At 68.5% G+C, this 26,933-nt stretch carries 39 protein-coding genes; 3 read left to right on the top strand and 36 right to left on the bottom strand.

Features of this window, described 5'->3' with window-relative positions:
• Positions 1 to 199: 199 nt before the first annotated feature.
• The 3 genes from eccE to L6E12_RS10585 all read left to right on the top strand — a co-directional run bounded on the left by eccE (position 200) and on the right by L6E12_RS10585 (position 3,969).
• Complete coding sequence (gene eccE, locus L6E12_RS10595) at positions 200 to 1,390, top strand: type VII secretion protein EccE (protein ID WP_308074638.1); 1,191 nt, start codon at positions 200 to 202, stop codon at positions 1,388 to 1,390.
• Positions 1,387 to 2,118, top strand: a complete 732-nt coding sequence (locus tag L6E12_RS10590) for a hypothetical protein (protein WP_052020787.1) — start codon at positions 1,387 to 1,389, stop codon at positions 2,116 to 2,118. Before eccE ends, L6E12_RS10590 begins: the two co-directional genes overlap by 4 nt.
• Positions 2,119 to 2,409: 291 nt before the next feature.
• The gene (locus tag L6E12_RS10585) at positions 2,410 to 3,969 is read left to right on the top strand and encodes a S8 family peptidase (RefSeq protein WP_236227704.1); all 1,560 of its coding nucleotides are present in this window, start codon (positions 2,410 to 2,412) and stop codon (positions 3,967 to 3,969) included.
• Positions 3,970 to 4,060: 91 nt separating this feature from the next.
• On the opposite strand, the gene truA is transcribed toward L6E12_RS10585, so the two are convergent.
• The 36 genes from truA to fusA all read right to left on the bottom strand — a co-directional run bounded on the left by truA (position 4,061) and on the right by fusA (position 26,867).
• Complete coding sequence (truA, locus tag L6E12_RS10580; RefSeq protein WP_236227703.1) at positions 4,061 to 4,846, bottom strand: tRNA pseudouridine(38-40) synthase TruA; 786 nt, start codon at positions 4,844 to 4,846, stop codon at positions 4,061 to 4,063.
• Between the two features lie 68 nt (positions 4,847 to 4,914).
• Positions 4,915 to 5,493, bottom strand: coding sequence for a 50S ribosomal protein L17 (gene rplQ / locus L6E12_RS10575; protein ID WP_236227702.1), 579 nt, complete (start codon positions 5,491 to 5,493; stop codon positions 4,915 to 4,917).
• A 48-nt stretch (positions 5,494 to 5,541) separates the two neighbouring features.
• Entirely contained in the window at positions 5,542 to 6,591 is a 1,050-nt protein-coding gene (locus L6E12_RS10570) for a DNA-directed RNA polymerase subunit alpha (RefSeq protein WP_035279566.1), read from the bottom strand.
• 134 nt (positions 6,592 to 6,725) lie between these two features.
• The gene (rpsD, locus tag L6E12_RS10565) at positions 6,726 to 7,331 is read right to left on the bottom strand and encodes a 30S ribosomal protein S4 (RefSeq protein WP_035279565.1); all 606 of its coding nucleotides are present in this window, start codon (positions 7,329 to 7,331) and stop codon (positions 6,726 to 6,728) included.
• A 23-nt stretch (positions 7,332 to 7,354) separates the two neighbouring features.
• Positions 7,355 to 7,762 carry a 30S ribosomal protein S11 gene (rpsK, locus tag L6E12_RS10560; RefSeq protein ID WP_035279563.1) on the bottom strand — a complete coding sequence of 136 codons (408 nt, stop codon included), beginning with the start codon at positions 7,760 to 7,762 and terminating at the stop codon, positions 7,355 to 7,357.
• 15 nt (positions 7,763 to 7,777) lie between these two features.
• The gene (locus L6E12_RS10555; protein ID WP_110079469.1) at positions 7,778 to 7,963 is read right to left on the bottom strand and encodes a hypothetical protein; all 186 of its coding nucleotides are present in this window, start codon (positions 7,961 to 7,963) and stop codon (positions 7,778 to 7,780) included.
• A complete protein-coding gene (gene rpsM, locus L6E12_RS10550; RefSeq protein WP_035279562.1) occupies positions 7,960 to 8,340 on the bottom strand; it encodes a 30S ribosomal protein S13 in 381 nt (126 codons plus the stop codon). The genes L6E12_RS10555 and rpsM overlap by 4 nt, the downstream gene beginning before the upstream one ends.
• Positions 8,341 to 8,524: 184 nt before the next feature.
• On the bottom strand, positions 8,525 to 8,638 hold the full coding sequence (gene rpmJ, locus L6E12_RS10545) for a 50S ribosomal protein L36 (protein ID WP_018682809.1): 114 nt from the start codon (positions 8,636 to 8,638) through the stop codon (positions 8,525 to 8,527).
• 58 nt (positions 8,639 to 8,696) lie between these two features.
• Positions 8,697 to 8,918: a translation initiation factor IF-1 gene (infA, locus tag L6E12_RS10540; RefSeq protein ID WP_005166804.1), complete on the bottom strand. Its 222-nt coding sequence runs from the start codon at positions 8,916 to 8,918 to the stop codon at positions 8,697 to 8,699.
• Positions 8,919 to 9,168: 250 nt separating this feature from the next.
• Positions 9,169 to 9,945, bottom strand: a complete 777-nt coding sequence (map, locus tag L6E12_RS10535; protein ID WP_236227706.1) for a type I methionyl aminopeptidase — start codon at positions 9,943 to 9,945, stop codon at positions 9,169 to 9,171.
• Between the two features lie 50 nt (positions 9,946 to 9,995).
• Positions 9,996 to 10,544 (bottom strand): adenylate kinase, encoded by a 549-nt coding sequence (locus tag L6E12_RS10530; protein WP_236227701.1) that lies wholly within the window; start codon positions 10,542 to 10,544, stop codon positions 9,996 to 9,998.
• Positions 10,541 to 11,839 (bottom strand): preprotein translocase subunit SecY, encoded by a 1,299-nt coding sequence (secY, locus tag L6E12_RS10525; protein ID WP_236227700.1) that lies wholly within the window; start codon positions 11,837 to 11,839, stop codon positions 10,541 to 10,543. Before secY ends, L6E12_RS10530 begins: the two co-directional genes overlap by 4 nt.
• Before the next feature lie 323 nt (positions 11,840 to 12,162).
• Positions 12,163 to 12,612: a hypothetical protein gene (locus L6E12_RS10520; RefSeq protein WP_236227699.1), complete on the bottom strand. Its 450-nt coding sequence runs from the start codon at positions 12,610 to 12,612 to the stop codon at positions 12,163 to 12,165.
• A gap of 771 nt (positions 12,613 to 13,383) precedes the next feature.
• On the bottom strand, positions 13,384 to 13,827 hold the full coding sequence (rplO, locus tag L6E12_RS10515; protein WP_035279555.1) for a 50S ribosomal protein L15: 444 nt from the start codon (positions 13,825 to 13,827) through the stop codon (positions 13,384 to 13,386).
• Between the two features lies 1 nt (position 13,828).
• Entirely contained in the window at positions 13,829 to 14,008 is a 180-nt protein-coding gene (gene rpmD / locus L6E12_RS10510; protein WP_035279552.1) for a 50S ribosomal protein L30, read from the bottom strand.
• A gap of 2 nt (positions 14,009 to 14,010) precedes the next feature.
• On the bottom strand, positions 14,011 to 14,670 hold the full coding sequence (rpsE, locus tag L6E12_RS10505) for a 30S ribosomal protein S5 (protein WP_236227698.1): 660 nt from the start codon (positions 14,668 to 14,670) through the stop codon (positions 14,011 to 14,013).
• 31 nt (positions 14,671 to 14,701) lie between these two features.
• Positions 14,702 to 15,103: a 50S ribosomal protein L18 gene (gene rplR / locus L6E12_RS10500; protein WP_236227697.1), complete on the bottom strand. Its 402-nt coding sequence runs from the start codon at positions 15,101 to 15,103 to the stop codon at positions 14,702 to 14,704.
• Positions 15,104 to 15,105: 2 nt separating this feature from the next.
• Positions 15,106 to 15,645, bottom strand: a complete 540-nt coding sequence (gene rplF / locus L6E12_RS10495; RefSeq protein WP_035279546.1) for a 50S ribosomal protein L6 — start codon at positions 15,643 to 15,645, stop codon at positions 15,106 to 15,108.
• 15 nt (positions 15,646 to 15,660) lie between these two features.
• On the bottom strand, positions 15,661 to 16,059 hold the full coding sequence (gene rpsH, locus L6E12_RS10490) for a 30S ribosomal protein S8 (RefSeq protein ID WP_035279544.1): 399 nt from the start codon (positions 16,057 to 16,059) through the stop codon (positions 15,661 to 15,663).
• A gap of 102 nt (positions 16,060 to 16,161) precedes the next feature.
• The gene (locus tag L6E12_RS10485) at positions 16,162 to 16,347 is read right to left on the bottom strand and encodes a type Z 30S ribosomal protein S14 (RefSeq protein WP_035279543.1); all 186 of its coding nucleotides are present in this window, start codon (positions 16,345 to 16,347) and stop codon (positions 16,162 to 16,164) included.
• 1 nt (position 16,348) lies between these two features.
• The gene (gene rplE / locus L6E12_RS10480) at positions 16,349 to 16,912 is read right to left on the bottom strand and encodes a 50S ribosomal protein L5 (protein ID WP_236227696.1); all 564 of its coding nucleotides are present in this window, start codon (positions 16,910 to 16,912) and stop codon (positions 16,349 to 16,351) included.
• Positions 16,913 to 16,914: 2 nt separating this feature from the next.
• Positions 16,915 to 17,250, bottom strand: a complete 336-nt coding sequence (gene rplX / locus L6E12_RS10475; RefSeq protein ID WP_236227695.1) for a 50S ribosomal protein L24 — start codon at positions 17,248 to 17,250, stop codon at positions 16,915 to 16,917.
• 1 nt (position 17,251) lies between these two features.
• On the bottom strand, positions 17,252 to 17,620 hold the full coding sequence (gene rplN, locus L6E12_RS10470; protein ID WP_018682823.1) for a 50S ribosomal protein L14: 369 nt from the start codon (positions 17,618 to 17,620) through the stop codon (positions 17,252 to 17,254).
• A 73-nt stretch (positions 17,621 to 17,693) separates the two neighbouring features.
• The gene (rpsQ, locus tag L6E12_RS10465; protein WP_236227694.1) at positions 17,694 to 17,975 is read right to left on the bottom strand and encodes a 30S ribosomal protein S17; all 282 of its coding nucleotides are present in this window, start codon (positions 17,973 to 17,975) and stop codon (positions 17,694 to 17,696) included.
• Positions 17,972 to 18,217 carry a 50S ribosomal protein L29 gene (gene rpmC / locus L6E12_RS10460; RefSeq protein WP_035279534.1) on the bottom strand — a complete coding sequence of 82 codons (246 nt, stop codon included), beginning with the start codon at positions 18,215 to 18,217 and terminating at the stop codon, positions 17,972 to 17,974. Before rpmC ends, rpsQ begins: the two co-directional genes overlap by 4 nt.
• The gene (gene rplP, locus L6E12_RS10455) at positions 18,217 to 18,636 is read right to left on the bottom strand and encodes a 50S ribosomal protein L16 (RefSeq protein ID WP_035279531.1); all 420 of its coding nucleotides are present in this window, start codon (positions 18,634 to 18,636) and stop codon (positions 18,217 to 18,219) included. The genes rpmC and rplP overlap by 1 nt, the downstream gene beginning before the upstream one ends.
• A gap of 3 nt (positions 18,637 to 18,639) precedes the next feature.
• Complete coding sequence (rpsC, locus tag L6E12_RS10450; protein ID WP_236227693.1) at positions 18,640 to 19,470, bottom strand: 30S ribosomal protein S3; 831 nt, start codon at positions 19,468 to 19,470, stop codon at positions 18,640 to 18,642.
• Positions 19,470 to 19,883, bottom strand: coding sequence for a 50S ribosomal protein L22 (rplV, locus tag L6E12_RS10445; protein ID WP_035279524.1), 414 nt, complete (start codon positions 19,881 to 19,883; stop codon positions 19,470 to 19,472). Before rplV ends, rpsC begins: the two co-directional genes overlap by 1 nt.
• Positions 19,884 to 19,929: 46 nt before the next feature.
• Positions 19,930 to 20,211: a 30S ribosomal protein S19 gene (gene rpsS / locus L6E12_RS10440; RefSeq protein ID WP_018682829.1), complete on the bottom strand. Its 282-nt coding sequence runs from the start codon at positions 20,209 to 20,211 to the stop codon at positions 19,930 to 19,932.
• 17 nt (positions 20,212 to 20,228) lie between these two features.
• On the bottom strand, positions 20,229 to 21,062 hold the full coding sequence (gene rplB / locus L6E12_RS10435) for a 50S ribosomal protein L2 (protein WP_035279522.1): 834 nt from the start codon (positions 21,060 to 21,062) through the stop codon (positions 20,229 to 20,231).
• A 14-nt stretch (positions 21,063 to 21,076) separates the two neighbouring features.
• Positions 21,077 to 21,376 (bottom strand): 50S ribosomal protein L23, encoded by a 300-nt coding sequence (gene rplW, locus L6E12_RS10430; RefSeq protein WP_035279520.1) that lies wholly within the window; start codon positions 21,374 to 21,376, stop codon positions 21,077 to 21,079.
• A complete protein-coding gene (rplD, locus tag L6E12_RS10425; protein ID WP_035279519.1) occupies positions 21,373 to 22,059 on the bottom strand; it encodes a 50S ribosomal protein L4 in 687 nt (228 codons plus the stop codon). The genes rplW and rplD overlap by 4 nt, the downstream gene beginning before the upstream one ends.
• Positions 22,059 to 22,709 (bottom strand): 50S ribosomal protein L3, encoded by a 651-nt coding sequence (gene rplC, locus L6E12_RS10420; RefSeq protein ID WP_035279518.1) that lies wholly within the window; start codon positions 22,707 to 22,709, stop codon positions 22,059 to 22,061. The genes rplD and rplC overlap by 1 nt, the downstream gene beginning before the upstream one ends.
• A gap of 24 nt (positions 22,710 to 22,733) precedes the next feature.
• Positions 22,734 to 23,039 (bottom strand): 30S ribosomal protein S10, encoded by a 306-nt coding sequence (gene rpsJ / locus L6E12_RS10415; RefSeq protein ID WP_003938093.1) that lies wholly within the window; start codon positions 23,037 to 23,039, stop codon positions 22,734 to 22,736.
• Between the two features lie 356 nt (positions 23,040 to 23,395).
• On the bottom strand, positions 23,396 to 24,589 hold the full coding sequence (gene tuf, locus L6E12_RS10410) for an elongation factor Tu (protein WP_035279517.1): 1,194 nt from the start codon (positions 24,587 to 24,589) through the stop codon (positions 23,396 to 23,398).
• Between the two features lie 178 nt (positions 24,590 to 24,767).
• A complete protein-coding gene (gene fusA, locus L6E12_RS10405) occupies positions 24,768 to 26,867 on the bottom strand; it encodes an elongation factor G (RefSeq protein ID WP_035279515.1) in 2,100 nt (699 codons plus the stop codon).
• Between the last annotated feature and the right edge of the window lie 66 nt (positions 26,868 to 26,933).

Below are 26,933 nucleotides of genomic sequence, written 5' to 3'. Positions count from 1 at the left end.
ACCGGGCGGACCCGGCGGCCCGGGCGGACCCGGGGGCCCGGGCGGACCCGGTGGGCCGAGCGGTCCCGGCGGACCCGGTGGGCCGGGTGGCCCCGGTGGGCCCGCGCGCCCGCCCGGTCAGCCCGCCGAACCGGAGCAGCCGCGCGCCAGGGTGGCGGCCCGCAGGCGCACCAAGGGCGCCAGCCTGGGCTCGCTGCCGGTGTCGAACCTGGTGGTCCTCGAACTCGGCGCGGCCATCGGGCTGGTCCTGCTGGCGATCGACCTCACGCTGGTCTACGTCGCCATCGGCATCGCCGCGGTGGCGCTGGTGGTGGCGTTCCTGCGCTGGCGCGGCCGCTGGTTCACCCAGTGGATCGGGCTCACCACCCGCTACACCTTCCGGTCGCACTCGCGCACCACCAAGCCCGTCGACCCGGTGACCATGGAGGAGCAGCTCGCCGCCGCCGAGGAGGTGACCGCGGTCACCGGCCCGGACGACGCGCGGGTGGCGCTGCTGCGGCTGGCCGTGCCGGACCTGGTGGTGGCGCACGGCGCCGACCACGAGCGCAGGCCGCTCGGCCTGGCCTGGCACGAGGGCACCTGGACCGCGGTGCTGCTGGTCGACCCGGCGCCCGCCCTGGTGAGCGCGGTCGGCTCCACGCCGAGCCTGCCGCTGGGCGCGCTGGCGCCGTGCCTGGAGGACCGCGGGGTGGTGCTCGACGCGATCCAGGTGATCTGGCACTGCTACCCCGGCAGCGTGGCGCTGCCGCCGAACTCCCCCGCCCTGGCCTCCTACCTGGAGGTGCTGGGCCCGCTGCCCGCGGCCGCCCGGCGCACCACCTGGGTGGCGGTCCGGCTGGACCCGCGGCGCTGCCCGGCGGCGGTGCGCGAGCGCGGCGGCGGTGTCGTCGGCGCGCACCGGGCGCTGATCGGCGCCCTGTCCCGGGTGCGCAACGCGCTGGAGTCGCGCGGCGTGCCGACCCGGCCGCTGGACCCCGACGAGCTGCTGCGCGCGGGCATCTCCTCCGCCGAGCTGACCGGGGTCGCCGGGTCGACCGACCGGGTGGAGCTGCGCGAGCGCTGGACCGGGGTCACCGCGGCGGGCATCGGGCACGCCAGCTACGCGATCACCGGCTGGCCGCAGGGCAAGGTGGCGACCAGCCTGAACGCGCTGACCGGGGTGCGCGCGCTGTCGGCGACGGTGGCGATGTCGATCTCCCCCGGCACCGACGACGACCAGGTCGGCCTGCGCGGGCTGGTGCGGGTCAGCGCCCGCAACCCCGACGAGCTGAGCCTGGCCGACGAGCGGCTGACCGCGATCTCCGACCGGCTCGGCATCACCCTGACCCCGCTGCGCGGCCTGCAGGTGGCCGGGCTGGCGGCAACACTTCCGCTGGGAGGCCGGGCATGAGCGGGTCGAGCAGGCTGCTGGACACCCAGGGCGGCGGGGCGAGCATCGCCCCGGAGTTCCTGGTGTCGCCGGACATGCTGGACGCGGTGAGCCCCTCCGGTGACCGCGGCGGCATGGTGCTGGGCTCGGGCTTGCAGGGCGAACCGCTGACGATCTCCGCGCTGCGGCCCGCGCCGACCAGGATCGTGCTGGTCGGCGGGCTGTACCTGGCCCGGCAGGTGGCGCTGCGGGCGATGGCCGTCGGCGCCTGGGTGGTGGTCGCCACCGGGCGGCCCGCGGCCTGGCAGATGTTGCAGAAGGCGGCGGGCGAGGGCCCCGACGGGCGGCTGGCGCCGCTGGTGCAGATCCGGCGGCTGAGCCCGGTGGAGCTGCCCCGGCCGTCCGAGGACGGCCCGCTGATGGTGGTGCACGACGGCGGCCCGACCCCGCAGGAGCTGTTCCCGCCGCGCACCCCGTGGCAGACCACGGTGTACGTGCTGCCCTACATGCACCCGCAGGCGGGGGCGACGGCGAACGCGGCCGACCTGGTGCTGCTGCAGCGGCTGCCGGTCGGGCAGGCGCAGCTCGCGGCGCGGATCTGGCGGCTGCCGCCGCCGATGGTGCAGCAGCTCACGTCGCTGGCCGACGACCAGGTGGTGGCCCTGGGCCGCAACCTGTGGAAGCCGCTGCGGCTGGTCACCACGCAGAAGGAGCAGCAGATCCTGGGCCCGGTCCGGCGCGGCGACTGAGCAGGTCGCAACCGGTTCCACGAACCCCCACCGCCCCGGCGGTGGGGGTTCGTCCGTTCGAAGTGTCCGGTGGGCACTGGATCGACCAAAAGGCGCATTCCGTTGCCGGCGGCGGCCAACTGTTCATAAGTGGCGTGGGCAAATCCCCGACGCGCCTTGCGTCGGAAATGCGCGTTCGCCACTGTTGTGCTCAGTTCGCGCGAACAGACGTTGACCAGCATCTCTCCAGCACGCGGCCCGGTTGTGAGGGCCTCCGCCGCCGCGTGCCCCCTGCTTGAAGGAGCCATGCACATGCGTTTGTCTCGCACTGCCTTACAGCGCTTCGCCGGTGTGGGCCTGACCGCCGCCGCGACCCTCGCGGCGAGCGTGTCGCTGGCCGCGCCCGCCTCCGCCGCCCAGGGCACGATCCTGGGCGCGGACCGGGCAGGCGTCGTCCCCGGCAGCTACATCGTCGTGCTCAAGAACGGCCTGTCGGCCGCGGCGAGCACCGACGGCCTCGCCGCCGCCTACGGCGGCCAGGTCGGGCACCGCTTCTCCTCGGTCAACGGGTTCTCCGCGAAGATGTCCGAGACCCAGGCCAAGAAGCTCGCCGCCGACCCGTCGGTCGCCTACGTCGAGGCCGACCAGGTCGTGCGGATGTCGGTCGACCAGACCAACCCGCCGTCCTGGGGCCTGGACCGCATCGACCAGCGGGACCTGCCGCTCAACAGCGTCTACTCGTACGCGACCACCGCGTCGAACGTGAACGCCTACATCATCGACACCGGCATCAACTTCCCGCACAGCGACTTCGGTGGCCGCGCGGTCAGCGGCACCGACAAGGTGGACAACGACAACGACGCCACCGACTGCCAGGGCCACGGCACGCACGTGTCCGGCACCGTCGGCGGCTCGGCGTACGGCGTGGCCAAGGGCGTCAAGCTGATCGGCGTGCGGGTGCTCGACTGCAACGGCTCCGGCACCACCGCGGGTGTCATCGCGGGTGTGGACTGGGTGACCGCGAACGCGGTGAAACCCGCCGTGGCCAACATGAGCCTGGGTGGCGGCGCGTCGACCACCCTGGACAACGCGGTGACCGCCTCGATCGCCTCCGGTGTCACCTACGCCGTCGCGTCGGGCAACTCCAACGCCAACGCGTGCAACTACTCCCCCGCCCGCGTGCCCACGGCGATCTCGGTGAACGCCTCGGACCGCAACGACGCCAGGGCGAGCTTCTCCAACTTCGGCACCTGCACCGACATCTTCGCGCCCGGCGTGGGCATCACCTCGGCGTGGATCGGCGGCACCTCCGCCACCAACACCATCAGCGGCACCTCGATGGCCTCCCCGCACGTCGCGGGCGGCGCGGCGCTGTACCTGGCCGCCAACCCGACCGCCACCCCGGCGCAGGTCGCCTCGGCGCTGATCGCGGCCTCCACCCCGAACAAGATCACCAACCCGGGCAACGGCTCGCCGAACCGGCTGCTGTACACCGGCACCGGCGGCACCACCCCGCCCGGACCGGGCTGCGCCGCGGTCACCAACGGCACCGCCACCAACATCCCGGACCTCAGCACGATCAACAGCAACATCACCGTCTCCGGTTGCTCCGGCAACGCGGGTTCGGCCTCGACGGTGTCGGTGAACATCACCCACACCTACCGCGGTGACCTCACCATCACCCTCGTCGCGCCGGACAACTCCACCTACCTGCTGAAGAACTCCAGCAGCTCGGACGGGGCGGACAACGTCGTCGCGACCTACACGGTGAACCTGTCCGGCGAGCCCGCCAACGGCGTCTGGAAGCTCCGGGTCGCCGACGTGTACGCGGGTGACATCGGCAAGCTGAACACCTGGACGCTCGACCTCTGAGCGGCCCTGACCGGCTGGACCACGGCGAACGGCCCGGACTCCCCCGAGTCCGGGCCGTTCGCCTGCCCGCGCGGCGCCTGCCGCGGTGGGCTCAGAGGGTGCGGACCCGGCGGGTGAGTTCGGCGCGGGCCGCCAGGTCGGCGTCGGCCGGGTAGTCCACCCCGACCAGGGCCAGGCCGTGCGCCGGGGCGACGGTGATGGCGCTGGGGCGCTCGGTGGCCGTCAGCATCCCGGCGGGCCAGCCGGGGGGCTTGCGGCCCTCGCCGACCGCCAGCAGCGCGCCGACCAGGCTGCGGACCATGGAGTGGCAGAAGGCGTCGGCGGACACCCTGGCCTCCAGGGTGCCGTCGGCCGCGCGGGACCAGTCCAGGCGCTGGAGCTCGCGGATGGTGGTGGCGCCCTCGCGGCGCTTGCAGAAGGCCACGAAGTCGTGCTCGCCCAGCAGCAGCGCCGACGCGGCGTTGAGCGCGTCCAGGTCCAGCGGGCGGGGCCAGGTGACGACGTGGTTGCGGCGCAGCGGGTCGGCGCTCGCCTGGTGGTCGCACACGCGGTAGGCGTAGTGGCGGCGCAGGGCGGTGAACCGGGCGTCGAACTCCGGTGGGACGGGGGTGGCGGCGCAGACGCGGACGTCCGCGGGCAGCGCGCGGGCCAGCCGGGGCACCAGGACGCCCAGGTCGACGTCGGTGGGCAGGTCGACGTGGGCGACCTGGCCGGTGGCGTGCACGCCCGCGTCGGTGCGGCCCGCGACCGTCAGCCGGACGTCGAGGCGCAGCACCAGCGACAGCGTGTCCTCCAGGACCCCGCACACCGTGCGGCGGTCGGGTTGGCGGGCCCAGCCGGAGAAGTCGGTGCCGTCGTAGGCGATGTCGAGGCGCACCCGTCGAACACGGACGAGCCCGCCGCCCCCGGTGGGGGTGACGGGCTCGTCCGCGGTGTGCTGCGAGGTCAGGACTTGTCCTTGGCGCCCTCGGCGGGCTCCTCGGCGGCGTCCTTGGTGGACGACTCGGGCGCCTCGGCGTCCTGGTCGACCACGGCGGCCTCAGCGGGGGCCTCGGTGGTGGCCGCGTCGGTCTCGTCGACCTTGGCGTCCTCGACCGGGGCGTTCGCCTTCGGCTCGTCCTTGGCGAACCTGGTCTTGCGGGCGGCCTCGGCCTCGGCGGTGACCGTCTTCTCCTGGATCAGTTCGATGACCGCCATGGGGGCGTTGTCGCCCTTGCGCGGCATCGTCTTGGTGATCCGGGTGTAACCGCCCTTGCGGTCACTGAAGAACGGGCCGATCTCGACGCAGAGGCGCTGCACGACGTCCTTGTTGCGGATCACCTTCATGATCTCGCGGCGGTTGTGCAGGTCGCCGACCTTGGCCTTGGTGATCAGGCGCTCGGCGTACGGGCGCAGGCGCTTGGCCTTGGCCTCGGTCGTGGTGATCCGGCCGTGCTCGAACAGCGCGGTGGCCAGGTTGGCCAGCAGCAGCCGCTCGTGCGCGGGGCCCCCGCCGAAGCGGGCGCCCTTCGTGGGGGTGGGCATTGCTTGCTCCTTGTGGAAATCCGCGGCTCAGGCGTCCTCGCGGACGACTCAGAGCTGCTCCGTCTCTGCGTAGTCCTGGCCGTCATCGGTGCCGGTGTCCGCGGTGTCCGACCAGCCGTCGGTCGCGTAGTCCGCCGCAGCGGCCGTCGGGTCGAACCCGGGCGGGCTGTCCTTGAGCGCCAGGCCCAGACCGACGAGCTTCATCTTGACCTCGTCGATGGACTTGGCACCGAAGTTGCGGATGTCCAGCAGGTCCGCCTCGCTGCGCGACACGAGTTCACCCACGGTGTGGATGCCCTCGCGCTTGAGGCAGTTGTAGGAGCGGACGGTGAGGTCGAGGTCCTCGATCGGCATCGCGTAGGCGGCGATGGTGTCCGCCTCCTGCGGCGAGGGGCCGATCTCGATGCCCTCGGCGTCCACGTTCAGCTCGCGGGCGAGCCCGAACAGCTCGACCAGCGTCTTGCCCGCGGACGCGACCGCGTCGCGCGGGGTGATCGACGGCTTGGTCTCGACGTCGAGGATCAGCTTGTCGAAGTCGGTGCGCTGCTCGACGCGGGTGGCCTCGACCTTGTACGTCACCTTGAGCACGGGCGAGTAGATGGAGTCGACCGGGATCCGGCCGATCTCCGCGCCCGCCTGCTTGTTCTGGACCGCCGGGACGTAGCCGCGACCGCGCTCGACCACGAGCTCGATCTCCAGCTTGCCCTTGCCGTTCAGGGTGGCGATGTGCAGGTCGGGGTTGTGCACCGTGACGCCCGCGGGCGGCACGATGTCGCCCGCGGTGACCTCGCCGGGGCCCTGCTTGCGCAGGTACATCGTCACCGGCTCGTCCTCCTCGGAGGAGACCACCAGCTCCTTGAGGTTCAGGATGACGTCGGTGACGTCCTCCTTCACCCCGGGGACGGTGGTGAACTCGTGCAGCACGCCGTCGATGCGGATGCTCGTGACCGAGGCACCCGGGATCGACGAGAGCAGCGTGCGGCGCAGCGAGTTGCCGAGCGTGTAGCCGAAACCGGGCTCGAGCGGCTCGATGACGAAGCGGGAGCGGGTCTCGACGACCGGCTCCTCGGCCAGGGTGGGACGCTGTGAGATGAGCACTCTGGGTTCTTCCTTCCCTGTGGGCGCCCGCTATTTGACGCCCGGACTGATTGGGATGCCCGCGCGCGCTCCCCGTCCGAAGGGGGTGTGCGCGCGAGCGGGGCGGCGGCTCCTGCGCCGCCGCCCCCACGCGATCACTTCGAGTAGAGCTCGACGATCAGCTGTTCCTGCACGGGCACGTCGATCTGCGCGCGCTCGGGCAGCTGGTGCACCAGGATCCGCAGGTTGGACTGCACGACCTGCAGCCAGCCCGGGATCGGGCGGTCGCCGAAGGACTCCTTGGCGGCCACGAACGGCAGCGTCGACAGCGACTTGGGCTTGACATCGATGATGTCGAACTTGCTCACCTGGAACGACGGGATGTTGACCTTGCGGCCGTTCACGATGAAGTGCCCGTGGCTGACGAGCTGGCGGGCCTGGCGCCGGGTGCGCGCGAGACCCGCGCGGTACACGACGTTGTCCAGGCGGGACTCCAGAAGCTGGAGCAGGACCTCACCGGTCTTGCCCTGGCGGCGCACGGCCTCCACGTAGTACTTGCGGAACTGCTTTTCGAGGACGCCGTAGGTGTAGCGCGCCTTCTGCTTCTCCTGGAGCTGAAGCAGGTACTCGCTCTCCTTGATCCGCCCGCGGCCGTGCTGGCCCGGGGGGTAGGGGCGGCGCTCGAACGCCTGGTCCCCACCGACGAGGTCGACCTTGAGGCGACGCGAGATGCGCGTCGCGGGCCCGGTGTAGCGTGCCATTTCTTGTTACTCCTCCCCGTTCCTCAGACCCGGCGCCGCTTGGGCGGGCGGCAGCCGTTGTGGGGCTGCGGGGTCACGTCCTGGATGGTGCCGACCTCGAGGCCCGCCGCCTGCAGCGAGCGGATCGCGGTCTCCCGGCCGGAGCCGGGGCCCTTCACGAACACGTCGACCTTCTTCATGCCGTGCTCGGCGGCCTTGCGGGCGGCGCTCTCGGCGGCCATCTGCGCCGCGAACGGCGTGGACTTGCGCGAGCCCTTGAAACCGACGTGGCCGGAGGAGGCCCACGCGATCACGGCACCGGTCGGGTCGGTGATGGACACGATGGTGTTGTTGAACGTGCTCTTGATGTGAGCGTGCCCGTGGGCGACGTTCTTCTTTTCCTTGCGCCGGACCTTCTTGGCTCCGGCGCCGGTACGCGACTTGGGGGGCATGTCTTCGGGTATCTCCTACTCGGACCGCGAGGTGGTGATCTCAGGAGCGGCGTCCCGGATGATGGATCCGGCGTCCTTGTACAGGTCGCGCAGGGCGGCCGGGCGGGCACACCTGGGCGCGACGGTGTAGGCCATGAAGGACCTGTTGCGACGTCGGCGCTGCGGCACGACGTGCGACACGGACTCGCAGCTCTTGCTCACTTCTTGCCGGCCTTCTTCTTGCCGGCGACCGTCTTCTTGGGGCCCTTGCGGGTGCGGGCGTTGGTCTTGGTGCGCTGTCCGCGCACCGGCAGACCGCGGCGCCACCGCAGGCCCTCGTAGCAGCCGATCTCGATCTTCCGGCGGATGTCGGCCTGGACCTCGCGGCGCAGGTCACCCTCGACCTTGAAGTTCTGGTCCATGTACTCGCGGAGCTTGATCAGGTCCTCGTCGGAGAGGTCCTTGGCCCGCAGGTCGGGGTCGATGTTCGTGGCGGCCAGCAGCTCCTTGGAGCGGGTGCGGCCGATCCCGAAAATGTAGGTCAGCGCGATCTCCATCCGCTTTTCGCGGGGGAGGTCGACGCCGGCGAGTCGTGCCATCTCGGCGTTGTCTCCTCTGTGTCTTCCCCAGGTTTGCTCCCCCACCACCCCGGACCGACTCAAGGTCCGGGACCCGGCCTGGGGTCCGGGCGTGCTCCGGGTCCGTGTGACCCGACAGGTTGGGGGAGGCCTTCTTCGTTGCTCTGGCTGTGCGTCTGGTCTGCGACCGGGCGCTCGGCGGTGATCAGCCCTGGCGCTGCTTGTGGCGCAGGTTCTCGCAGATCACCATGACCCGGCCGTGACGGCGGATCACCTTGCACTTGTCGCAGATCTTCTTGACGCTCGGGTTGACCTTCACGTCTGCTGTTCTCCTGCTTCGGCCGTGGCTGCCCGGTCCGGGGGGACCGGGAGGCTCGTCACTTGTAGCGGTAGACGATGCGGCCGCGGGACAGGTCGTAGGGCGAGAGCTCCACGACTACCCGGTCCTCCGGCAGGATGCGGATGTAGTGCTGCCGCATCTTGCCGCTGATGTGTGCCAGGACCTTGTGGCCGTTCTCCAACTCGACGCGGAACATCGCGTTGGGGAGTGGCTCGACCACGCGGCCTTCGACCTCGATGGCCCCGTCCTTCTTGCCCATGTCCTCCGCGTTTCGTGACGTTGGTTCGCTGTTGGGTGGCTGGTGCTTGTCGTGCTGGTCCTGCTCCCCGGCGGGCGCGCGGCACGGCAGCAGGAACTGCACCGGGCGACGCGCACGACGGATTCGGCGCTGAGCGCCACCGGTCAAGTGTACGCACAGTGCCGACGGGCACGAAATCCGGGTTGCCGATCCGTCAAGAACCGGTGTGAAATTCACTCGATCGAGTCGAGTGCGGCGGAACAACCGCTGGTCAGGCGCCCTCGGGCGCGGTGAGGACCCACGGGCCGTCCTCGGTGATGGCGACCGTGTGCTCCCAGTGCGCGGCGCGGCTGGCGTCGGCGGTGACGACCGTCCAGCCGTCCTCCAGCTCCACCGTCTCCTCGCTGCCCAGGGTGAGCATGGGCTCGATGGCGATCGCCATGCCGACGCGCAGCTTGGGGCCGCGGCCGGGCTTGCCGTAGTTCGGCAGGAACGGGTCCATGTGCATCGAGCTGCCGATGCCGTGGCCGCCGTACTCGCGGACGATGCCGTACTCGCGGCCGTGCGCGCGCTCGGCGGCCAGCGTGGCCGCCTCCACCGCGTGCGAGATGTCCGAGAGCCGGGCGCCCGCGACGGCGGCCTTGATGCCCGCCTCCATGGACAGCCGGGTGGCCGTCGACAGGTCCTCGTCCGCGGCGGAGACCCCGCCGATGGCCAGGGTCACCGCGGAGTCGCCGTGCCAGTCGTCGAGGATCGCCCCGCAGTCGACCGAGAGCAGGTCACCCTCGGCCAGCACCTGCGACTTCGCCGGGATGCCGTGCACGATCTGCTCGTTGACCGAGGCGCAGATGCTCGCCGGGAAGCCGTGGTAGCCCTTGAAGGACGGCACGGCGCCCGCGTCGCGGATGGTCTGCTCGGCGATCTCGTCCAGCTCGGCGGTGCTCACCCCGGGCTTGGCCGCGGCGGTGACCTCGGCGAGCGCCCTGGCCACCACCAGCCCGGCCGCGCGCATCGCCTGCAGCTCGGCGGGCGACTTGATCTCGATCATCCGGGCCTTCCAGGTCGCGAGCGCCATCCGGAAAGCGCTGAAACCACCGCTCATCCCCGGTCGCGCAGGGCCGCCAGGACCCGGTCGGTGATCTCGTCGACCTCGCCGACCGCGTCCAGCGTGATCAGCTTGTCGGCGTAGTACTCCAGCAGCGGGGCGGTCTCCTTGCGGTAGACGTCCAGCCGGTGGCGGATCACGTCCTCGCTGTCGTCGACCCGGCCGCGGCCGAGCAGCCGCCCGACCACGACGTCCTCGTCGATCTTGAACTCGACCACGGCGTCCAGGTCGGTCTCGCCGAGGGCGTCGCGCAGGAAGTCGGCCTGGCCGGTGTTGCGCGGGAAGCCGTCGAGCAGGAAGCCCGGTCGGGTGTCCTCGTCGGCGAGCCGGACGCGGACCATCTCGTTGGTGATCTCGTCGGGGACCAGGCCGCCGCTGTCGATGATCGCCTTGACCCGCTGGCCCAGCTCGGTGTTGTTCGCGATGTGCGCTCGGAAGAGGTCACCCGTGGAGATGTGCGGTACGCCGAGCTGGCGGCTGAGCGCGGTCGCCTGGGTTCCCTTGCCCGCACCGGGCGGGCCGACGAGCACAACACGAGTCACTTGAGGAACCCTTCGTAGTTACGCTGCATGAGCTGGCTCTCGATCTGCTTCACGGTGTCCAAGCCGACGCCGACCATGATGAGCACCGCCGTGCCGCCGAACGGGAAGTTCTGGTTCTGCCCGTTGCCCGCCACTTCGAGGAAGAAGTTCGGCAGCACCGCGATGATGCCGAGGTAGAGCGAACCGGGCAGGGTGATCCGGCTCAGGACGAACTGCAGGTACTCCGAGGTGGGGCGCCCGGGGCGGATGCCGGGGATGAAGCCGCCGAACTTCTTCATCTCGTCGGCGCGCTCGTTCACGTTGAACGTGATGGTGATGTAGAAGTACGTGAAGAAGATGATCAGCAGGAAGTACACGCTGATGTGCACCCAGCTGTCCTGCTTCACGATGTAGTTCGCGATGAAGTTCTGCCAGCCCGCGCCGTCCGCGCCGACCAGGCGCGAGATCAGGTCCGGCAGGTACAGCAGCGACGAGGCGAAGATGACCGGGATGACGCCCGCCTGGTTGACCTTGAGCGGCAGGTAGGTCGAGGTCCCGCCGTACATGCGGCGGCCGATCATGCGCTTGGCGTACTGCACCGGGATGCGGCGCTGGCCCTGCTCGACGAACACCACGCTGGCGATGATCAGCAGCGCGAACACGCAGACGACGGTGAAGATCACGCCGCCCTTGTCCAGGATGGCGGCGCCCTCGGCCGGGATGCGGGCCGCGATGTTGATGAACATCAGCAGGGACATGCCGTTGCCGATGCCGCGCTCGGTGATCAGCTCGCCGAACCACATGATGATCGCGGTGCCCGCGGTCATCACGATCACGATCACGATCAGCGTGAAGATGTTGCTGTTCGGGATGATCGGGTCCTGACAGTTCGCGAAGAGCTGCCCGCGGTCGGCCATCGCCACGATGCCGGTGGCCTGCAGGATCGCCAGGGCGATCGTCAGGTACCGGGTGAACTGGGTCAGCCTGCCCTGGCCGGACTGGCCTTCCTTCTTCAACTGCTCGAACCGCGGGATGACCACGGTGAGCAGTTGGATGATGATGCTCGCGGTGATGTAGGGCATGATGCCCAGCGCGAAAACGGACAACTGGAGCAGCGCACCGCCGCTGAACAAGTTCAGCAGCTGCACGACGCCCTGGTCGTCGACGTTCTCCAGGCACCGCTTGACGTTCGGGTACGACACACCGGGCGACGGGATCGTCGCGCCCACCCGGTAGATCGCGATGATCATGAGGGTGAACAGGATCTTGCGGCGCAGGTCCGGCGTCGCGAGAGCCGAGCGGAAGGCGCTGAGCACCGCAAGAACCTCCTCGGCGTCACCGGCAACTCGGTGCCGGTGAACGGCTGGAGCCGACTGGTCAGCCGGCACGTACACGAAGTTCCCGGCCGACCGCTCGGCGGCAGGACGGGAACGCTCCGGGGGACAGGGCTCCCGCAGCGTGCTCCCGACTCTAACAGCACGCGCGACAGATGCTGAAGCCCTGGCACGACTCAGCCCGACGGTAACCACACGTCGATTTAACACGTATGATTTCGAACAGGGTTCGCACGTGCACTTATTCGCCTCAGTACAACAACGAAGGGGGTGCGGCAAGCCGCACCCCCTTCACATGTCAAATATCAGGAGTCGTGATTGCAGGGGATGTCACCGACCTGCGTGTAGATACCATTGTCCAGCCTGTAGAAGGTGCCACAAGTTTCATTCGACCAAGCAGCACCCATGCTGACCGTTCCAAGGCTATAGCACTTGGAGGAGTCGCTCGAGTTTCGATACTGAGCCGTGTTGTACTTGTTCCAGACCTTGAAGTGACCGTACAAACATCCGGAGAGCATCCGCACAGTGATGTTGTAGTTGCAACTCCGAACCAGGATCGTGTTTCCGAACCCCCCATCCAAGCAGGACTGCGCCGACTCCGTGCCCGCACCACCGTCACTCGCTTGGGTCACCGCCACCGGGACCCCGGCAGGTGCAACAGCAGGTAGAGCAGCAGTTGCACTGGAAACAGCCGATCCGGACAGGATGCCCAAGAAGGCAATGAGCATCACTGCAAAAAACTTGATCTTTTTCATTTTTCCCCAGTTGCAATAGATCCAGAATGGTGTCACGTATTACGCCGACAGGACAGACGTTAGCAAAAGAAGGCTGAGTCCACTAAACTATCAGTAAGGACGGTCACCTTCGGTTATGTGACAAAAACCATACAACTGGAGAGGTAACGTTCAAAATTTGACCAATGGGGGCACTCCATGCGAGGCGCTAACTTTCGGTGACTGCATTTTGATCAATTGGACGCATTCAACCCCCCTTTCGGACCAATTGGCGTTCTTATCGTCACTCTGGTGTCCATCTCGAAGAGCAGTGCGCCAAACCGGCCTGTATGTCGATGGGCATCGGTGCGAATCGGCGTGACAGCGGCACGCATCAATCGGAAGGGGATACGCTTGCGCCCCGCTCAACTTGACTCGTTCGAGCGACTGCTGGCCTCTAAGGGGCGCTGCTACTGCCTGGGAGGCGGCAGTGGCATCGCGCCAAAACCACCTTGGAGGCGACAACTGGTGACGAAACTGGTTAACACCTGCCTGACGCACTCATCATGGTGCTGTCGACGGCCCGGCTGTGGACTCATGTACACGAGCACAGCATCGATGGGTTCACAACGAGTGGAAGAAGCTCAATCGAGTGCGCAACCCATCAGGCATAAGCGACCGGTCTGTATTCCTTGAGCCCAGACGGGAGTTGAGGCGCAAAGGTGTGCTGATCTTGCGAACTACACGGTGCTCTGCGCACAAAGCAGGAGGGCCGGAACCCCGTGGGGTTCCGGCCCTTCTGGTGCGTCTGGATCAGACGGTGGTGGCGGTGCCACCGGCCGCGGACAGCTTCTCCGACGCGGAGCCGGAGAACTTGTCGGCGGTGATGTCCAGCTTCACGCCGTTCAGGTCGCCGTTGCCGAGGACCTTGACCAGCGAGCCCTTGCGGACCAGGCCCTTGGCGACGAGGTCGGCGATGCCGACCGTGCCGCCGTCGGGGAACGCCACGGCGATGTCGCCGACGTTCACGACCTGGTACTCGACCCGGAAGCGGTTCTTGAAGCCCTTGAGCTTCGGCAGCCGCATCTGGATCGGCATCTGGCCACCCTCGAAGCGCGCGGGGACGTTCTTGCGCGCCTTGGTGCCCTTGGTGCCTCGACCGGCCGTCTTGCCCTTGGAGCCCTCACCACGACCGACGCGGATCTTGTCGGACTTGGCACCCGGGGCCGGACGCAGGTGGTGGATCTTGATGGCCATGTCAGACCTCCTCGACGGTCACGAGGTGGCGGACGGTGTGGATCAGGCCGCGCACCTCGGGGGAGTCCTCGCGCACGGTGCTCTGCCGGATCTTGCGCAGGCCGAGGGTGCGGAGGGACTCGCGGTGGTTGCGCTTGGTACCGATGCTGCTCTTGACCTGGGTGACCTTGAGCTGCGCCATGGTCAGGCCCCCGTTCCGGCAGCGGCGGCCGCGCGGGCGCGGAGCATGCCAGCGGGTGCCACGTCCTCCAGCGGCAGGCCGCGGCGGGCCGCGACCTCCTCGGGGCGCTGCAGACCGCGCAGGGCCGCCATGGTGGCGTGCACGATGTTGATCGCGTTGTCCGAGCCGAGCGACTTGGACAGCACGTCCTGGATGCCCGCGCACTCCAGCACCGCGCGGACCGGGCCACCGGCGATCACACCGGTACCGGCGGACGCCGGGCGGAGCAGGACGACGCCCGCGGCCTTCTCACCCTGGATGGGGTGCGGGATGGTGCCGCCGATGCGCGGGACGCGGAAGAAGCTCTTCTTGGCTTCCTCGACGCCCTTCGCGATCGCGGCGGGCACCTCCTTGGCCTTGCCGTAGCCGACGCCGACCATGCCGTCGCCGTCGCCGACGACGACCAGCGCGGTGAAGCTGAAGCGCCGACCGCCCTTGACGACCTTCGCGACGCGGTTGATCGCGACCACGCGCTCGAGGTGCGGGGTCTTCTCCTGGGCCTGGCCGCGTCCGCCGTCACGCCGGTCGCGTCCGCCGCGGCGGTCGCCGCGGTCGTTGCCGCCGCCCTGCTGACCGCCGCCCGGGCCGCCCTGCCCGCCGAACTGCCGTGTACGTCCCGGCATCAGGCGTTCCTTCCATCGTTGCTGTACGTCATCAGAACTCCAGCCCCGCTTCGCGGGCCGAGGTGGCCAGCGACGCGATCCGGCCGGTGTACTTGTTGCCGCCGCGGTCGAAGACGACCTTGGCGATGCCCGCGTCCTTCGCCCGGGCGGCGAGCAGCTCGCCGACCTTGGCCGCGCGGGCCTTCTTGTCGCCGTCCACCGCGCGCACGTCGGCCTCCAAGGAGGACGCGGACGCGAGGGTGTGCCCGGCCAGGTCGTCGACGATCTGCGCGGTGATGTGCCGCGAGGACCGGTTCACGACCAGGCGGGGGCGCTCCGAGGTGCCGCTGATCTTCTTGCGGAGCCGGAAGTGCCTGCGGGTCTTGGCGATGCGCCGGGAGGTGGAGACATCCTTGCCCACCGGCTTGCGCTTGGTGACAGTCGCTTCGCTCATGATCACTTACCCGTCTTTCCGACCTTGCGGCGGATCTTCTCGCCCGCGTACCGCACACCCTTGCCCTTGTACGGGTCGGGCTTGCGGAGCTTGCGGATGTTGGCCGCGACCTCGCCGACCTGCTGCTTGTCGATGCCCGAGACGGAGAACTTCGTCGGGCTCTCGACAGCGAAGGTGATGCCCTCGGGGGCGACGACCTTGACCGGGTGGCTGAAGCCCAGGGCGAACTCGAGGTCCGAACCCTTGGCCAGAACGCGGTAACCGACGCCGTGGATCTCGAGCTTCTTCTCGAAGCCCGCGGTCACGCCGACGACGACGTTGTTGACGAGCGAGCGGGTCAGGCCGTGCAGGGCACGGTTCTGGCGCTCGTCGTTGGGCCGCTTGACCTCGAGCGTGCCGTCCTCGGCGCGCTCGACGACGATCGGCTCGGACACCGTCAGCGTGAGGGTGCCCTTGGGCCCCTTGGCGCTGAGCTGCTGCCCGTCGATGGTGATGTCGACCCCGGTCGGGACGGGGATCGGAAGCCTACCGATGCGAGACATGCTGCTACCCCTCCCTTACCAGACGTACGCGAGGACTTCGCCGCCCACGCCCTGCTTGCCCGCTTGCCGGTCGGTCAGCAGGCCACCGGACGTGGAGATGATCGCCACGCCCAGGCCGCCGAGGACCTTCGGCAGGTTGGTCGACTTCGCGTACACCCGCAGACCGGGCTTCGACACCCGGCGCAGACCGGCGATGCTGCGCTCGCGGTTCGGGCCGTACTTGAGGGTGACGACGAGGTTCTTGCCCTTCTCGCCGTCCTCGTCGCGGAAGCCCGCGATGTAGCCCTCGCGCTTGAGGATCTCGGAGATGTGCGCCTTGAGCTTCGAGTGCGGCAGCACGACCTCGTCGTGGTACGCCGAATTCGCATTGCGCAGACGGGTCAGGAAGTCTGCGATCGGGTCGGTCATCGTCATGGGTGACCTGTCAACCTTTCTCGCCGTGGTTCCCTCGCGGGCCTGCGGCGAACTGGGGGTAGAGCGGGCGAGGAGCCCGGGCCCGCGAGGGGCCCGGGGTCCTTACCAGCTGGACTTGCTGACGCCGGGCAGTTCGCCCCGGTGCGCCATCTGGCGCAGGCAGATCCGGCACAGGCCGAACTTGCGGAACACGGAGTGCGGACGGCCGCAGCGGTTGCAGCGGGTGTATGCGCGCACCGCGAACTTCGGCTTGCGAGCGGCCTTGGCGACCAGAGCCTTCTTCGCCATCTCAGTTCTCCTTGAACGGGAAGCCCAGGTGCTTGAGCAGCGCCCGGCCCTCCGCGTCGTTGGTCGCGGTGGTCACGATGGTGATGTCCATGCCGCGCGGGCGGTCGATGGAATCGGGGTCGATCTCGTGGAACATCGACTGCTCGTTGAGACCGAAGGTGTAGTTGCCGTTGCCGTCGAACTGCTTCGGGGACAGACCGCGGAAGTCGCGGATCCGGGGCAGCGCGATGGTGAGCAGGCGGTCGAGGAACTCCCACATGCGGTCGCCGCGCAGGGTGACCCGTGCGCCGATCGGCATGCCCTCGCGCAGCTTGAACTGCGCGATGGACTTGCGGGCCTTGCGGACCTCGGGCTTCTGGCCGGTGATCGTGGCGAGGTCGCGGACCGCGCCCTCGATCAGCTTGCCCTCACGGGCGGCGTCGCCGACGCCCATGTTGACGACGACCTTCACGACGCCCGGGATCTGCATGACGTTCGAGTAGTTGTACTCGTCCCGCAGGGCGACCGCGATCTCCTCGCGGTACCGGGTCTTCAACCGGGGGATGATCTTCTCAGTGGTGGACATGATCAGATCTCCTTCCCATTGCCGTTGGTGCCGCGGGCGACCCGGACCTTGTTGCCCTCGTCGTCGAACTTGTAGCCGACCCGGACGGCCTTGCCGTCGTTGACCAGCATCACGTTGCTGATGTGGATCGGGGCCTCCTGGGTCACGATGCCGCCGGACTGCGCGCCGCGCTGGGTCTGCGAGACCCGCGTGTGCTTCTTGATCCGGTTGACACCCTCGACGAGGACCTTGTTGGTGTCGGGGTAGGCCTGGATGACCTTGCCCCGCGCCCCCTTGTCCTTGCCGGCGATGACGACGACCGTGTCGCCCTTCTTGACCTTGAGCTTGGGCTTCGCCATGTCAGAGCACCTCCGGCGCCAGCGAGATGATCTTCATGAACTTCTTGTCGCGCAGCTCGCGGCCCACCGGGCCGAAGATGCGCGTGCCCCGCGGCTCGCCCTCGTTCTTGATGAGGACGGCGGCGTTCTCGTCGAACCGGATGTAGGAACCGTCGGGACGGCGGCGCTCCTTGACGGTGCGGACGATGACGGCCTTGACGACGTCACCCTTCTTCACACCGGCACCGGGGATCGCGTCCTTGACGGTGGCGACGATGATGTCGCCGATGCCGGCGTAGCGGCGACCGGAGCCGCCGAGAACACGGATGCAAAGGATTTCCTTCGCACCGGTGTTGTCGGCGACCCGAAGCCGCGACTCCTGCTGGATCACTACTTACTCCTGACCATTCGTGGCCTGCCAGATTTCCGACCTGACAGGCTCGGCCTAGCAGAAAACGGAAGTGTTACTTGGCCTTCTCGAGGACCTCGACCAAGCGCCAGCGCTTGGTGGCCGACAGCGGCCGGGTCTCCATCAGCAGGACGCGGTCGCCCACGCCAGCCGTGTTCTCCTCGTCGTGCGCCTTCACCTTGGTGGTGAAGCGCAGGACCTTGGCGTACCGCGGGTGCTTCTTGCGGTCTTCCAGGGCCACGACGACGGTCTTGTCCATCTTGTCCGACACGACCAGGCCCTCGCGGACCTTGCGGTTGTTGCGGACCTCGGTGTTCTCAGCGGTGTTCTCGGTCATGCGGAAGCCTCACTCGACGCCTCATCGGGGGACACCGACAGCCCGAGCTCGCGCTCGCGCATGACGGTGTAGATGCGGGCGATGTCGTGCTTGACGGTGCGCAACCTGCGGTTGTTGTCGAGCTGACCGGTCGCCATCTGGAACCGAAGGTTGAAGAGCTCTTCCTTCGCCTCTCGCAGACGCGCCACGAGCTCCTCATCGGAGAGCTCGCGCATGTCCGCCGCGGTGGTACCCGCTGCCATCAGAAGTCACCACCCTCACGCGTGACGATGCGGCACTTCATCGGGAGCTTGTGGATCGCCCTGCGGAGTGCCTCGCGCGCGATCTGCTCGTTCGGGAAGCTCATCTCGAAGACGACGCGACCCGGCTTGACGTTCGCCACCCAGTACTCCGGCGAACCCTTACCGGAACCCATGCGGGTTTCGGCGGGCTTCTTGGTGAGCGGGCGGTCCGGGAAGATGTTGATCCAGACCTTGCCGCCACGGCGGATGTGCCGGTTGATGGCGATACGAGCGGACTCGATCTGGCGGTTCGTCACGTAGGCGGGCTCAAGGGCCTGGATGCCGAACTCGCCGAAGGTGACCTTCGTGCCGCCCTTGGCAGCACCCGACCGCTTGGGGTGGTGCTGCTTGCGGTGCTTGACCCTGCGCGGGATGAGCACTGGTCAGCCCTCCCCGTTGGAAGCGGTCTCCGCCGCGGGGGCGTCGACCTTCGTCTGCGCCTCGGCGGCCGCGCGGCCCGCCTCGGTGCTGGTGGCGGTGGTGCCCGAGGCACCGGAACGGCGAGCGCGGTTCGGGCGCTCGCGGCGCGGCTCGCGGCGGTTGTCCGGCGCGGCCGAGCGGGGGTTGTTGTCGGCCTCGCGGCGACCGCCGACGACCTCGCCCTTGTAGATCCACACCTTCACGCCGATGCGGCCGAAGGTGGTGCGGGCCTCGAAGAAGCCGTAGTCGATGTCCGCGCGCAGCGTGTGCAGCGGGACGCGACCCTCGCGGTAGTGCTCCGAGCGCGACATCTCGGCACCGCCGAGGCGGCCACCGCACTGCACCCGGATGCCCTTGACCTGCGGCGAACGCATGGCCGACTGGATGGCCTTGCGCATCGCGCGCCGGAAGGACACGCGGTTGGAGAGCTGCTCGGCGGTCACCTGGGCGACGAGCTGGGCGTCAGCCTCGGGGTTCTTGACCTCGAGGATGTTGAGCTGCACCTGCTTCTTGGTGAGCTTCTCCAGCTCGCCGCGGATGCGGTCGGCCTCGGCGCCGCGGCGGCCGATGACGATGCCCGGGCGGGCGGTGTGGATGTCCACCCGCACGCGGTCACGGGTGCGCTCGATCTCCACGCGGGAGATACCGGCGCGCTCCATGCCCTTGGACAGCAGGCGGCGGATCTTGACGTCCTCCGCCACGTACTCGGCGTACTGCTTGTCGGCGTACCAGCGGGACCGCCAGTCGGTGGTGATCCCGAGCCGGAAGCCGTGTGGGTTGATCTTCTGCCCCATTAGCGGGCACCACCCTTCTTCGCGGCCTTGGCCGCAGGCTTCGGCCGGGACTCGACCTCGACCGTGATGTGGCTCGTGCGCTTGCGGATGCGGTACGCGCGACCCTGCGCACGCGGCCGGAAACGCTTCAGCGTCGGGCCCTCGTCGACGAACACCGTCTTGATCCAGAGGGTGTCCGGGTCGAGGCTGAGGTTGTTCTCTGCGTTGGCAATGGCACTGGCGAGCACCTTCGCGACCGGCTCACTTGCCGCAAACGGCGCGAACCGGAGCACTGCCAGGGCCTCGCTGGCGCTACGACCCCTGATGAGCTCAACGACGCGACGCACCTTCATCGGCGTGTCGCGGACGTAGCGAGCCCGAGCGACGGCGCTGGGGTATTCCTCCTGCGCCGTAGCTGCGTTGCGGGCGTTCATCGCTGCTTCCCCTTAGCTCTTTCTCTGCTCTGTGAGTTCGTGCCGACTAGCGGCGGCGGGCCTTGCGGTCGTCCTTGATGTGGCCCTTGAACGTGCGGGTCGGGGCGAACTCGCCCAGCTTGTGACCCACCATGGCCTCGGAGACGAACACCGGGACGTGCTTGCGGCCGTCGTGCACCGCGATGGTGTGGCCCAGCATGTCCGGGATGATCGTGGACCGGCGGGACCAGGTCTTGATGACGGTCTTCTTGCCCGACTCGTTGAGAGCGTCCACCTTCTTGAGCAGGTGGTCGTCCACGAACGGGCCCTTCTTCAGGCTGCGTGGCATTGCTTCTACCTCCCTGCTCAGCGCTTCTTGCCGGTACGCCGGCGGCGGACGATCAGCTTGTCGCTGGGCTTGCGGCGACGGGTGCGGCCCTCGGGCTTACCGGCCGGGTTCACCGGGTGGCGACCACCGGAGGTCTTGCCCTCACCACCACCGTGCGGGTGGTCGACCGGGTTCATCGCGACACCGCGGACGGTCGGGCGCTTGCCCTTCCAGCGCATGCGCCCGGCCTTGCCCCAGTTGATGTTGGCGTGCTCGGCGTTGCCCACCTCGCCGACGGTGGCGCGGCAGCGCACGTCGACGTTGCGGATCTCACCGGACGGCATGCGCAGTTGCGCGTACGGGCCGTCCTTGGCCACGAGCTGCACGCTCGCACCGGCGGACCGGGCGATCTTCGCACCGCCACCGGGGCGGAGTTCGATCGCGTGGATCACGGTGCCGACGGGGATGTTGCGCATCGGCAGGTTGTTGCCCGGCTTGATGTCGGCGCGGGGGCCGTTCTCGATCGGGTCGCCCTGCTTGAGCTTGTTCGGCGCGATGATGTAGCGCTTCTCGCCGTCCGCGTAGTGCAGGAGCGCGATGCGCGCCGTGCGGTTCGGGTCGTACTCGATGTGCGCGACCTTGGCGGGCACGCCGTCCTTGTCGTTGCGCCGGAAGTCGATCAGTCGGTACGCGCGCTTGTGGCCGCCACCCTTGTGCCGGGTGGTGATCCTGCCGTGCGCGTTGCGACCGCCCGTGCCGTGCAGGGGGCGGATCAGCGACTTCTCCGGCGTCGACCGCGTGATCTCGGCGAAGTCCGAGACACTGGAGCCGCGACGACCCGGGGTCGTCGGCTTGTACTTGCGGATTCCCATGTGTTCTCAGTCCCTTACGCGGCCGGGCCGCCGAAGATCTCGATCGGCTTGCTCTCGGCGGACAGCGTGACGATCGCTCGCTTGGTGTCCTTGCGCTTGCCGTACCCGGTGCGGGTGCGCTTGCGCTTGCCGTTGCGGTTGAGCGTGTTCACGCTCACCACCTTGACGCCGAACACCTTCTCGACCGCGATCTTGATCTGGGTCTTGTTGGCGTCCGGGGACACCAGGAAGGTGTACTTGTTCTCCTCGAGCAGCCCGTAGGACTTCTCGGAGATCACCGGCGCGAGAAGGATGTCTCGGTGGTCGGGGATCACTTGTCCTCCTCGGACTGCTCGGCCTCGGCCGACGTGGCCTTCGCCCTGGCGCCGCCCTGGCTGGGGCGGGTGAGGAAGGCGTCGAGCGCGGCCTTGGTGAACACGACGTCGTCGTTGACGAGGACGTCGTAGGTGTTCAACTGGTCCGGCGCGATCACGTGCACGTTGGGCAGGTTGCGCACCGACACCCAGGCGACGTCCTCGGAGCGGGTGAGCACGACGAGCAGGCGCTTGGCGTCGGAGACCGACGCCAGCAGCGTGCGCGCGGTCTTGGTCGACGGGGTGTCCCCCTCGACCAGGCCGGACACGACGTGCACCTGGCCCGCGCGGGCCCGGTCGGAGAGCGCACCGCGCAGCGCGGCGGCCTTCATCTTCTTGGGGGTCCGCTGCACGTAGTCGCGCGGCTGGGGACCGTGCACGACGCCACCGCCGACGAACTGCGGCGCGCGGGTCGAGCCCTGCCGGGCGCGGCCGGTGCCCTTCTGGCGGTAGGGCTTGCGACCACCGCCGGACACCTCGCCCCGGGTCTTGGTGGAGTGCGTGCCCTGCCGGGCGGCGGCCATCTGCGCGACGACGACCTGGTGCATCAGCGGCACGTTGGCCTGCACGTCGAAGATCTCGTCGGGCAGCTCGGCCGTGCCGTCGGTCGTGCCCGCGGGGGTCTTGATGTCAACGCTGGTCATCAGGCACCGCCCTTCGCGGCCGTGCGGAGGAACACCAGGCCGCCCTTGGGGCCGGGAACGGCGCCCTTGAGCAGGATCAGGCCGGACTCGGCGTCGACCCGGTGGACCTTGAGGTTCTGCGTGGTCACCTTCACGTGGCCCATGCGACCGGCCATGCGCAGGCCCTTGAAGACCCGGCCGGGGGTGGCGCAGCCGCCGATGGAACCCGGCGAGCGGTGCTTGCGCTGGGTGCCGTGCGAAGCGCTGAGGCCCTTGAAGCCGTGGCGCTTCATGACACCGGCGGTGCCCTTGCCCTTGGTGGTCCCGGTGGCGTCGATGACCTGGCCCGCCTCGAACACCTCGGCGGTGATCTCCTGGCCGACCTCGTAGCCACCGGCGTCGCTGGTGCGCAGCTCCGCGAGGACGCGGCGCGGGGTCACGCCCGCCTTGGCGAAGTGGCCGGACTCCGGCTTGTTGACCTTGCGCGGGTCGATGGCACCGAAGGCGAGCTGGACCGCGACGTAACCGTCGGACTCCTGGCTGCGAACCTGGGTGACAACGTTCGGACCCGCCTTGACGACGGTCACCGGGACGATCCGGTTGTTCTCGTCGAAGACCTGGGTCATCCCGAGCTTGGTGCCCAGGATTCCCTTCATCTGCCTGTCAGACATGGCTCTTTACTCTCCGCCGCGCGCTTACTGGATGTTGACGTCGACGCTGGCCGGGAGGTCGATGCGCATCAGCGCGTCGACCGTCTTCGGCGTCGGGTCGAGGATGTCGATCAGACGCTTGTGCGTCCGCATCTCGAAGTGCTCGCGCGAGTCCTTGTACTTGTGCGGCGAGCGGATGACGCAGTACACGTTCTTCTCAGTGGGCAGCGGCACTGGCCCCACGACCCGGGCGCCGGTGCGCGTCACCGTCTCCACGATCTTGCGCGCGGACGCGTCGATCGCCTCGTGGTCGTAGGCCTTGAGCCGAATGCGGATCTTCTGTCCCGCCATGGTGGCTTGCCGTTCCTCTTCTCGTTGCGATCCCGGCGGTCCGTGGAGGACCGGTGCCGCGCCGCTTCCCTGTTCACAGTGTGTGGATCCACCGGCTCCCGGTCCACGAGGTCGGGCGTGTCGCGCCCACTTCGCACACCGGTCCCTTGGACGAACTTCGCTTCCTCGGGCTAACCGTGCATCGTGTCTATCGGCGGAACCCTGTGCTTGAGGACCAGGATCCCGACTTCTCGCGCGGGGCGGCCGGTACTAGCACCCGGCCGCCCCCGCAACGAGCAACCCATCAAGGATGCCACACCGCGGTGCGGCAACCAAAACCGGGGGGTCGAAGTCGCCTTCGACCCCCCGGGGGAGCACTACTTGTTGATCTTGGTGACCCGGCCCGCACCGACGGTGCGGCCACCCTCGCGGATGGCGAAGCGGAGACCCTCGTCCATCGCGATGGGCTGGATGAGGTTCACCGACATGCTGGTGGAGTCACCCGGCATGACCATCTCGGTGCCCTCGGGGAGGGTCACCACGCCGGTCACGTCGGTCGTCCGGAAGTAGAACTGCGGACGGTAGTTGTTGAAGAACGGGGTGTGCCGACCGCCCTCGTCCTTGCTCAGGATGACGACCTGGGCCTCGAACTCGGTGTGCGGGGTGGTGGTGCCCGGCTTCACGATGACCTGGCCGCGCTCGATGTCCTCGCGCTTGATGCCGCGGAGCAGGAGGCCGACGTTGTCGCCCGCCTGGCCCTGGTCGAGCAGCTTGCGGAACATCTCGACACCGGTGACGGTGGTCTTCTGCGCCTTCTCGCGGATGCCGACGATCTCGACTTCCTCGTTGACGTTGACGATGCCGCGCTCGATGCGGCCGGTGGCCACGGTGCCGCGACCGGTGATGGTGAAGACATCCTCGACCGGCATGAGGAACGGCTTGTCCGTCTCGCGCTCGGGCTGGGGGATGTTCTCGTCCACCGCGTCCATCAGCTCGATGAGGCGGGCGCCCCACTCGGCGTCGCCCTCAAGGGCCTTGAGCGCCGAGACGCGCACGACCGGGAGGTCGTCGCCGGGGAAGTCCTGCGCGGACAGCAGCTCGCGCACCTCGAGCTCGACGAGCTCCAGGATCTCCTCGTCGTCCACCATGTCGGCCTTGTTCAGGGCCACCACGATGTAGGGGACGCCGACCTGGCGGGCCAGCAGCACGTGCTCGCGGGTCTGCGGCATCGGGCCGTCGGTGGCCGCCACGACCAGGATGGCGCCGTCCATCTGGGCCGCACCGGTGATCATGTTCTTCACGTAGTCGGCGTGCCCGGGGCAGTCGACGTGCGCGTAGTGGCGGTTCTCGGTCTGGTACTCGATGTGCGCGATCGAGATGGTGATACCGCGCTGCTTCTCCTCCGGCGCCTTGTCGATCTCGTCGAACGGCGTGAAGGGGTTCAGGTCGGGGTACTTGTCGTGCAGGACCTTCGAGATGGCCGCGGTCAGCGTGGTCTTGCCATGGTCGATGTGACCAATGGTGCCGATGTTGACGTGCGGCTTGGTCCGCTCGAACTTGGCCTTCGCCACTGGACTGTCCTCCTGGACTGGATTTGCTTTCTTCCGCTGCGGGGACGGACGTTATCCGGCCGGCCTCGGAAGCGGCTCATTAGGGTCTGTGCGGACCGGGGGTGACCCCCCGGAGAACCGCACTAAAGTGCGGTGCTCCGGGGAGCAACCCCGCAAACTCGGGGGAGTGAGCGCACGCTCACTCGCCGGTGGCCTTGGCGATGATCTCCCTCGCCACGCTCGCGGGAACCTCGGCGTAGGAGTCGAACACCATCGAGTAGTTGGCGCGGCCCTGGGTCTTCGACCGCAGGTCGCCCACGTACCCGAACATCTCCGACAGCGGGACCAGGGCCTTCACGATCCGGGCACCGCTGCGCTCCTCCATGGCCTGGATCTGGCCGCGGCGGGAGTTGAGGTCGCCGATGACCTCGCCCATGTAGTCCTCGGGCGTGGTGACCTCGACGGCCATCAGGGGCTCCAGGATGACCGGACCCGCCTTGCGGGCGGCTTCCTTCATCGCCATGGAACCCGCGACCTTGAACGCCATCTCGGACGAGTCGACCTCGTGGTACGCACCGTCGAGCAGGGTCAGCTTCAGGCCCACCAGCGGGTAGCCCGCCAGCACGCCGTACTGCATGGCGTCCTGCGCACCGGCGTCGACCGAGGGGATGTACTCCCTGGGCACGCGGCCACCGGTGACCTTGTTGTCGAACTCGTAGAGCGCGCCGTCCGTGGTGGCCAGCGGCTCCAGCTTGATGACGACCTTCGCGAACTGGCCCGATCCACCGGTCTGCTTCTTGTGGGTGTAGTCCAGCTTCTCGACCGTCTTGCGGATGGTCTCGCGGTAGGCCACCTGCGGCTTGCCGATGTTGGCCTCGACCTTGAACTCGCGCCGCATGCGGTCGACGAGGATGTCGAGGTGCAGCTCGCCCATGCCCGCGATGATCGTCTGGCCGGTCTCCTGGTCCAGGTTGACCTTGAAGGTGGGGTCCTCCTCGGCCAGCTTCTGGATCGCGGTGCCCAGCTTCTCCTGGTCCGCCTTCGTCTTCGGCTCGATGGCCACCTGGATCACGGGGTCCGGGAAGGTCATCGACTCGAGCACGATCGGGTTCGCCGGGTCGCACAGGGTGTCACCGGTCGTGGTGTCCTTCAGCCCGATCACGGCGTAGATGTGACCGGCGCTGGCGGTGTCGACCGGGTTCTCCTTGTTGGCGTGCATCTGGAACAGCTTCCCGATGCGCTCCTTGCGGTCCTTGGTCGAGTTGATGACCTGCGAACCGGAGGCGAGCTTGCCCGAGTACACCCGGACGTAGGTCAGCTTGCCGAAGAACGGGTGCACGGCGATCTTGAACGCCAGGGCCGAGAACGGCTCCTCGGTGTTCGGCGCGCGGGTCGCCTTGGTCTCGCCGTCGAGCAGCGTGCCCTCGACCGGCGGGACGTCCAGCGGCGCGGGCAGGTAGTCGATCACGGCGTCGAGCATGGGCTGCACGCCCTTGTTCTTGAACGCCGAGCCGCACAGCACCGGGTAGGCGAGCCTGCCGGTGACGATCGCGCGGATACCGGTCTTGATCTCCTCGACGGTCAGTTCCTCGCCACCGAGGTACTTCTCCATCAGCGCGTCGTCGGTCTCGGCCACGGCCTCGATGAGCGCCTCGCGGTACTCGGCGGCCTTGTCGGCCAAGTCCGCGGGGATCTCCTCGACGGCGTAGTCCTCGCCCTTCTGGACCTCGCCGCGCCAGGTGAGGGCGCGCATCTCGACCAGGTCGACGACCCCGATGAAGTCGCTCTCGGAGCCGATCGGCAGCTGGATCGGCAGCGGCTTGGCGCCGAGGCGCTCGGAGATGGTGCGCACGGTGAAGTAGAAGTCCGCGCCCAGCTTGTCCATCTTGTTGACGAAGCAGATGCGCGGGACGTCGTACTTGGTGGCCTGGCGCCAGACCTGCTCGGACTGGGGCTCGACACCCTCCTTGCCGTCGAAGACCGCGACGGCGCCGTCCAGCACGCGCAGCGAGCGCTCCACCTCGACGGTGAAGTCGACGTGCCCGGGGGTGTCGATGATGTTGATCTGGTGGTTCTTCCAGAAGCAGGTGGTGGCAGCCGAGGTGATCGTGATGCCCCGCTCCTGCTCCTGCTCCATCCAGTCCATGACCGCGGCGCCGTCGTGCACCTCGCCGATCTTGTAGCTGATCCCCGTGTAGAAGAGGATCCGCTCGGTCGTCGTGGTCTTGCCCGCGTCGATGTGGGCCATGATCCCGATGTTGCGGACCTTGGCCAGGTCGGTCAGCACGTCGAGTGCCACGGGTGTGTTCCCCTGTCCTTGATGCAGAGCTACGGCGCCGCTGGGGCCCCGACCGGGTGGCCGAGG

The sequence above is a fragment of the Actinokineospora sp. PR83 genome (assembly GCF_021056305.1).
GTDB classification, from domain to species: domain Bacteria; phylum Actinomycetota; class Actinomycetes; order Mycobacteriales; family Pseudonocardiaceae; genus Actinokineospora; species Actinokineospora spheciospongiae.
The sequence above is the reverse complement of the archived record's forward strand: the minus strand, read 5'-3'. Positions and strand labels throughout refer to the sequence as shown.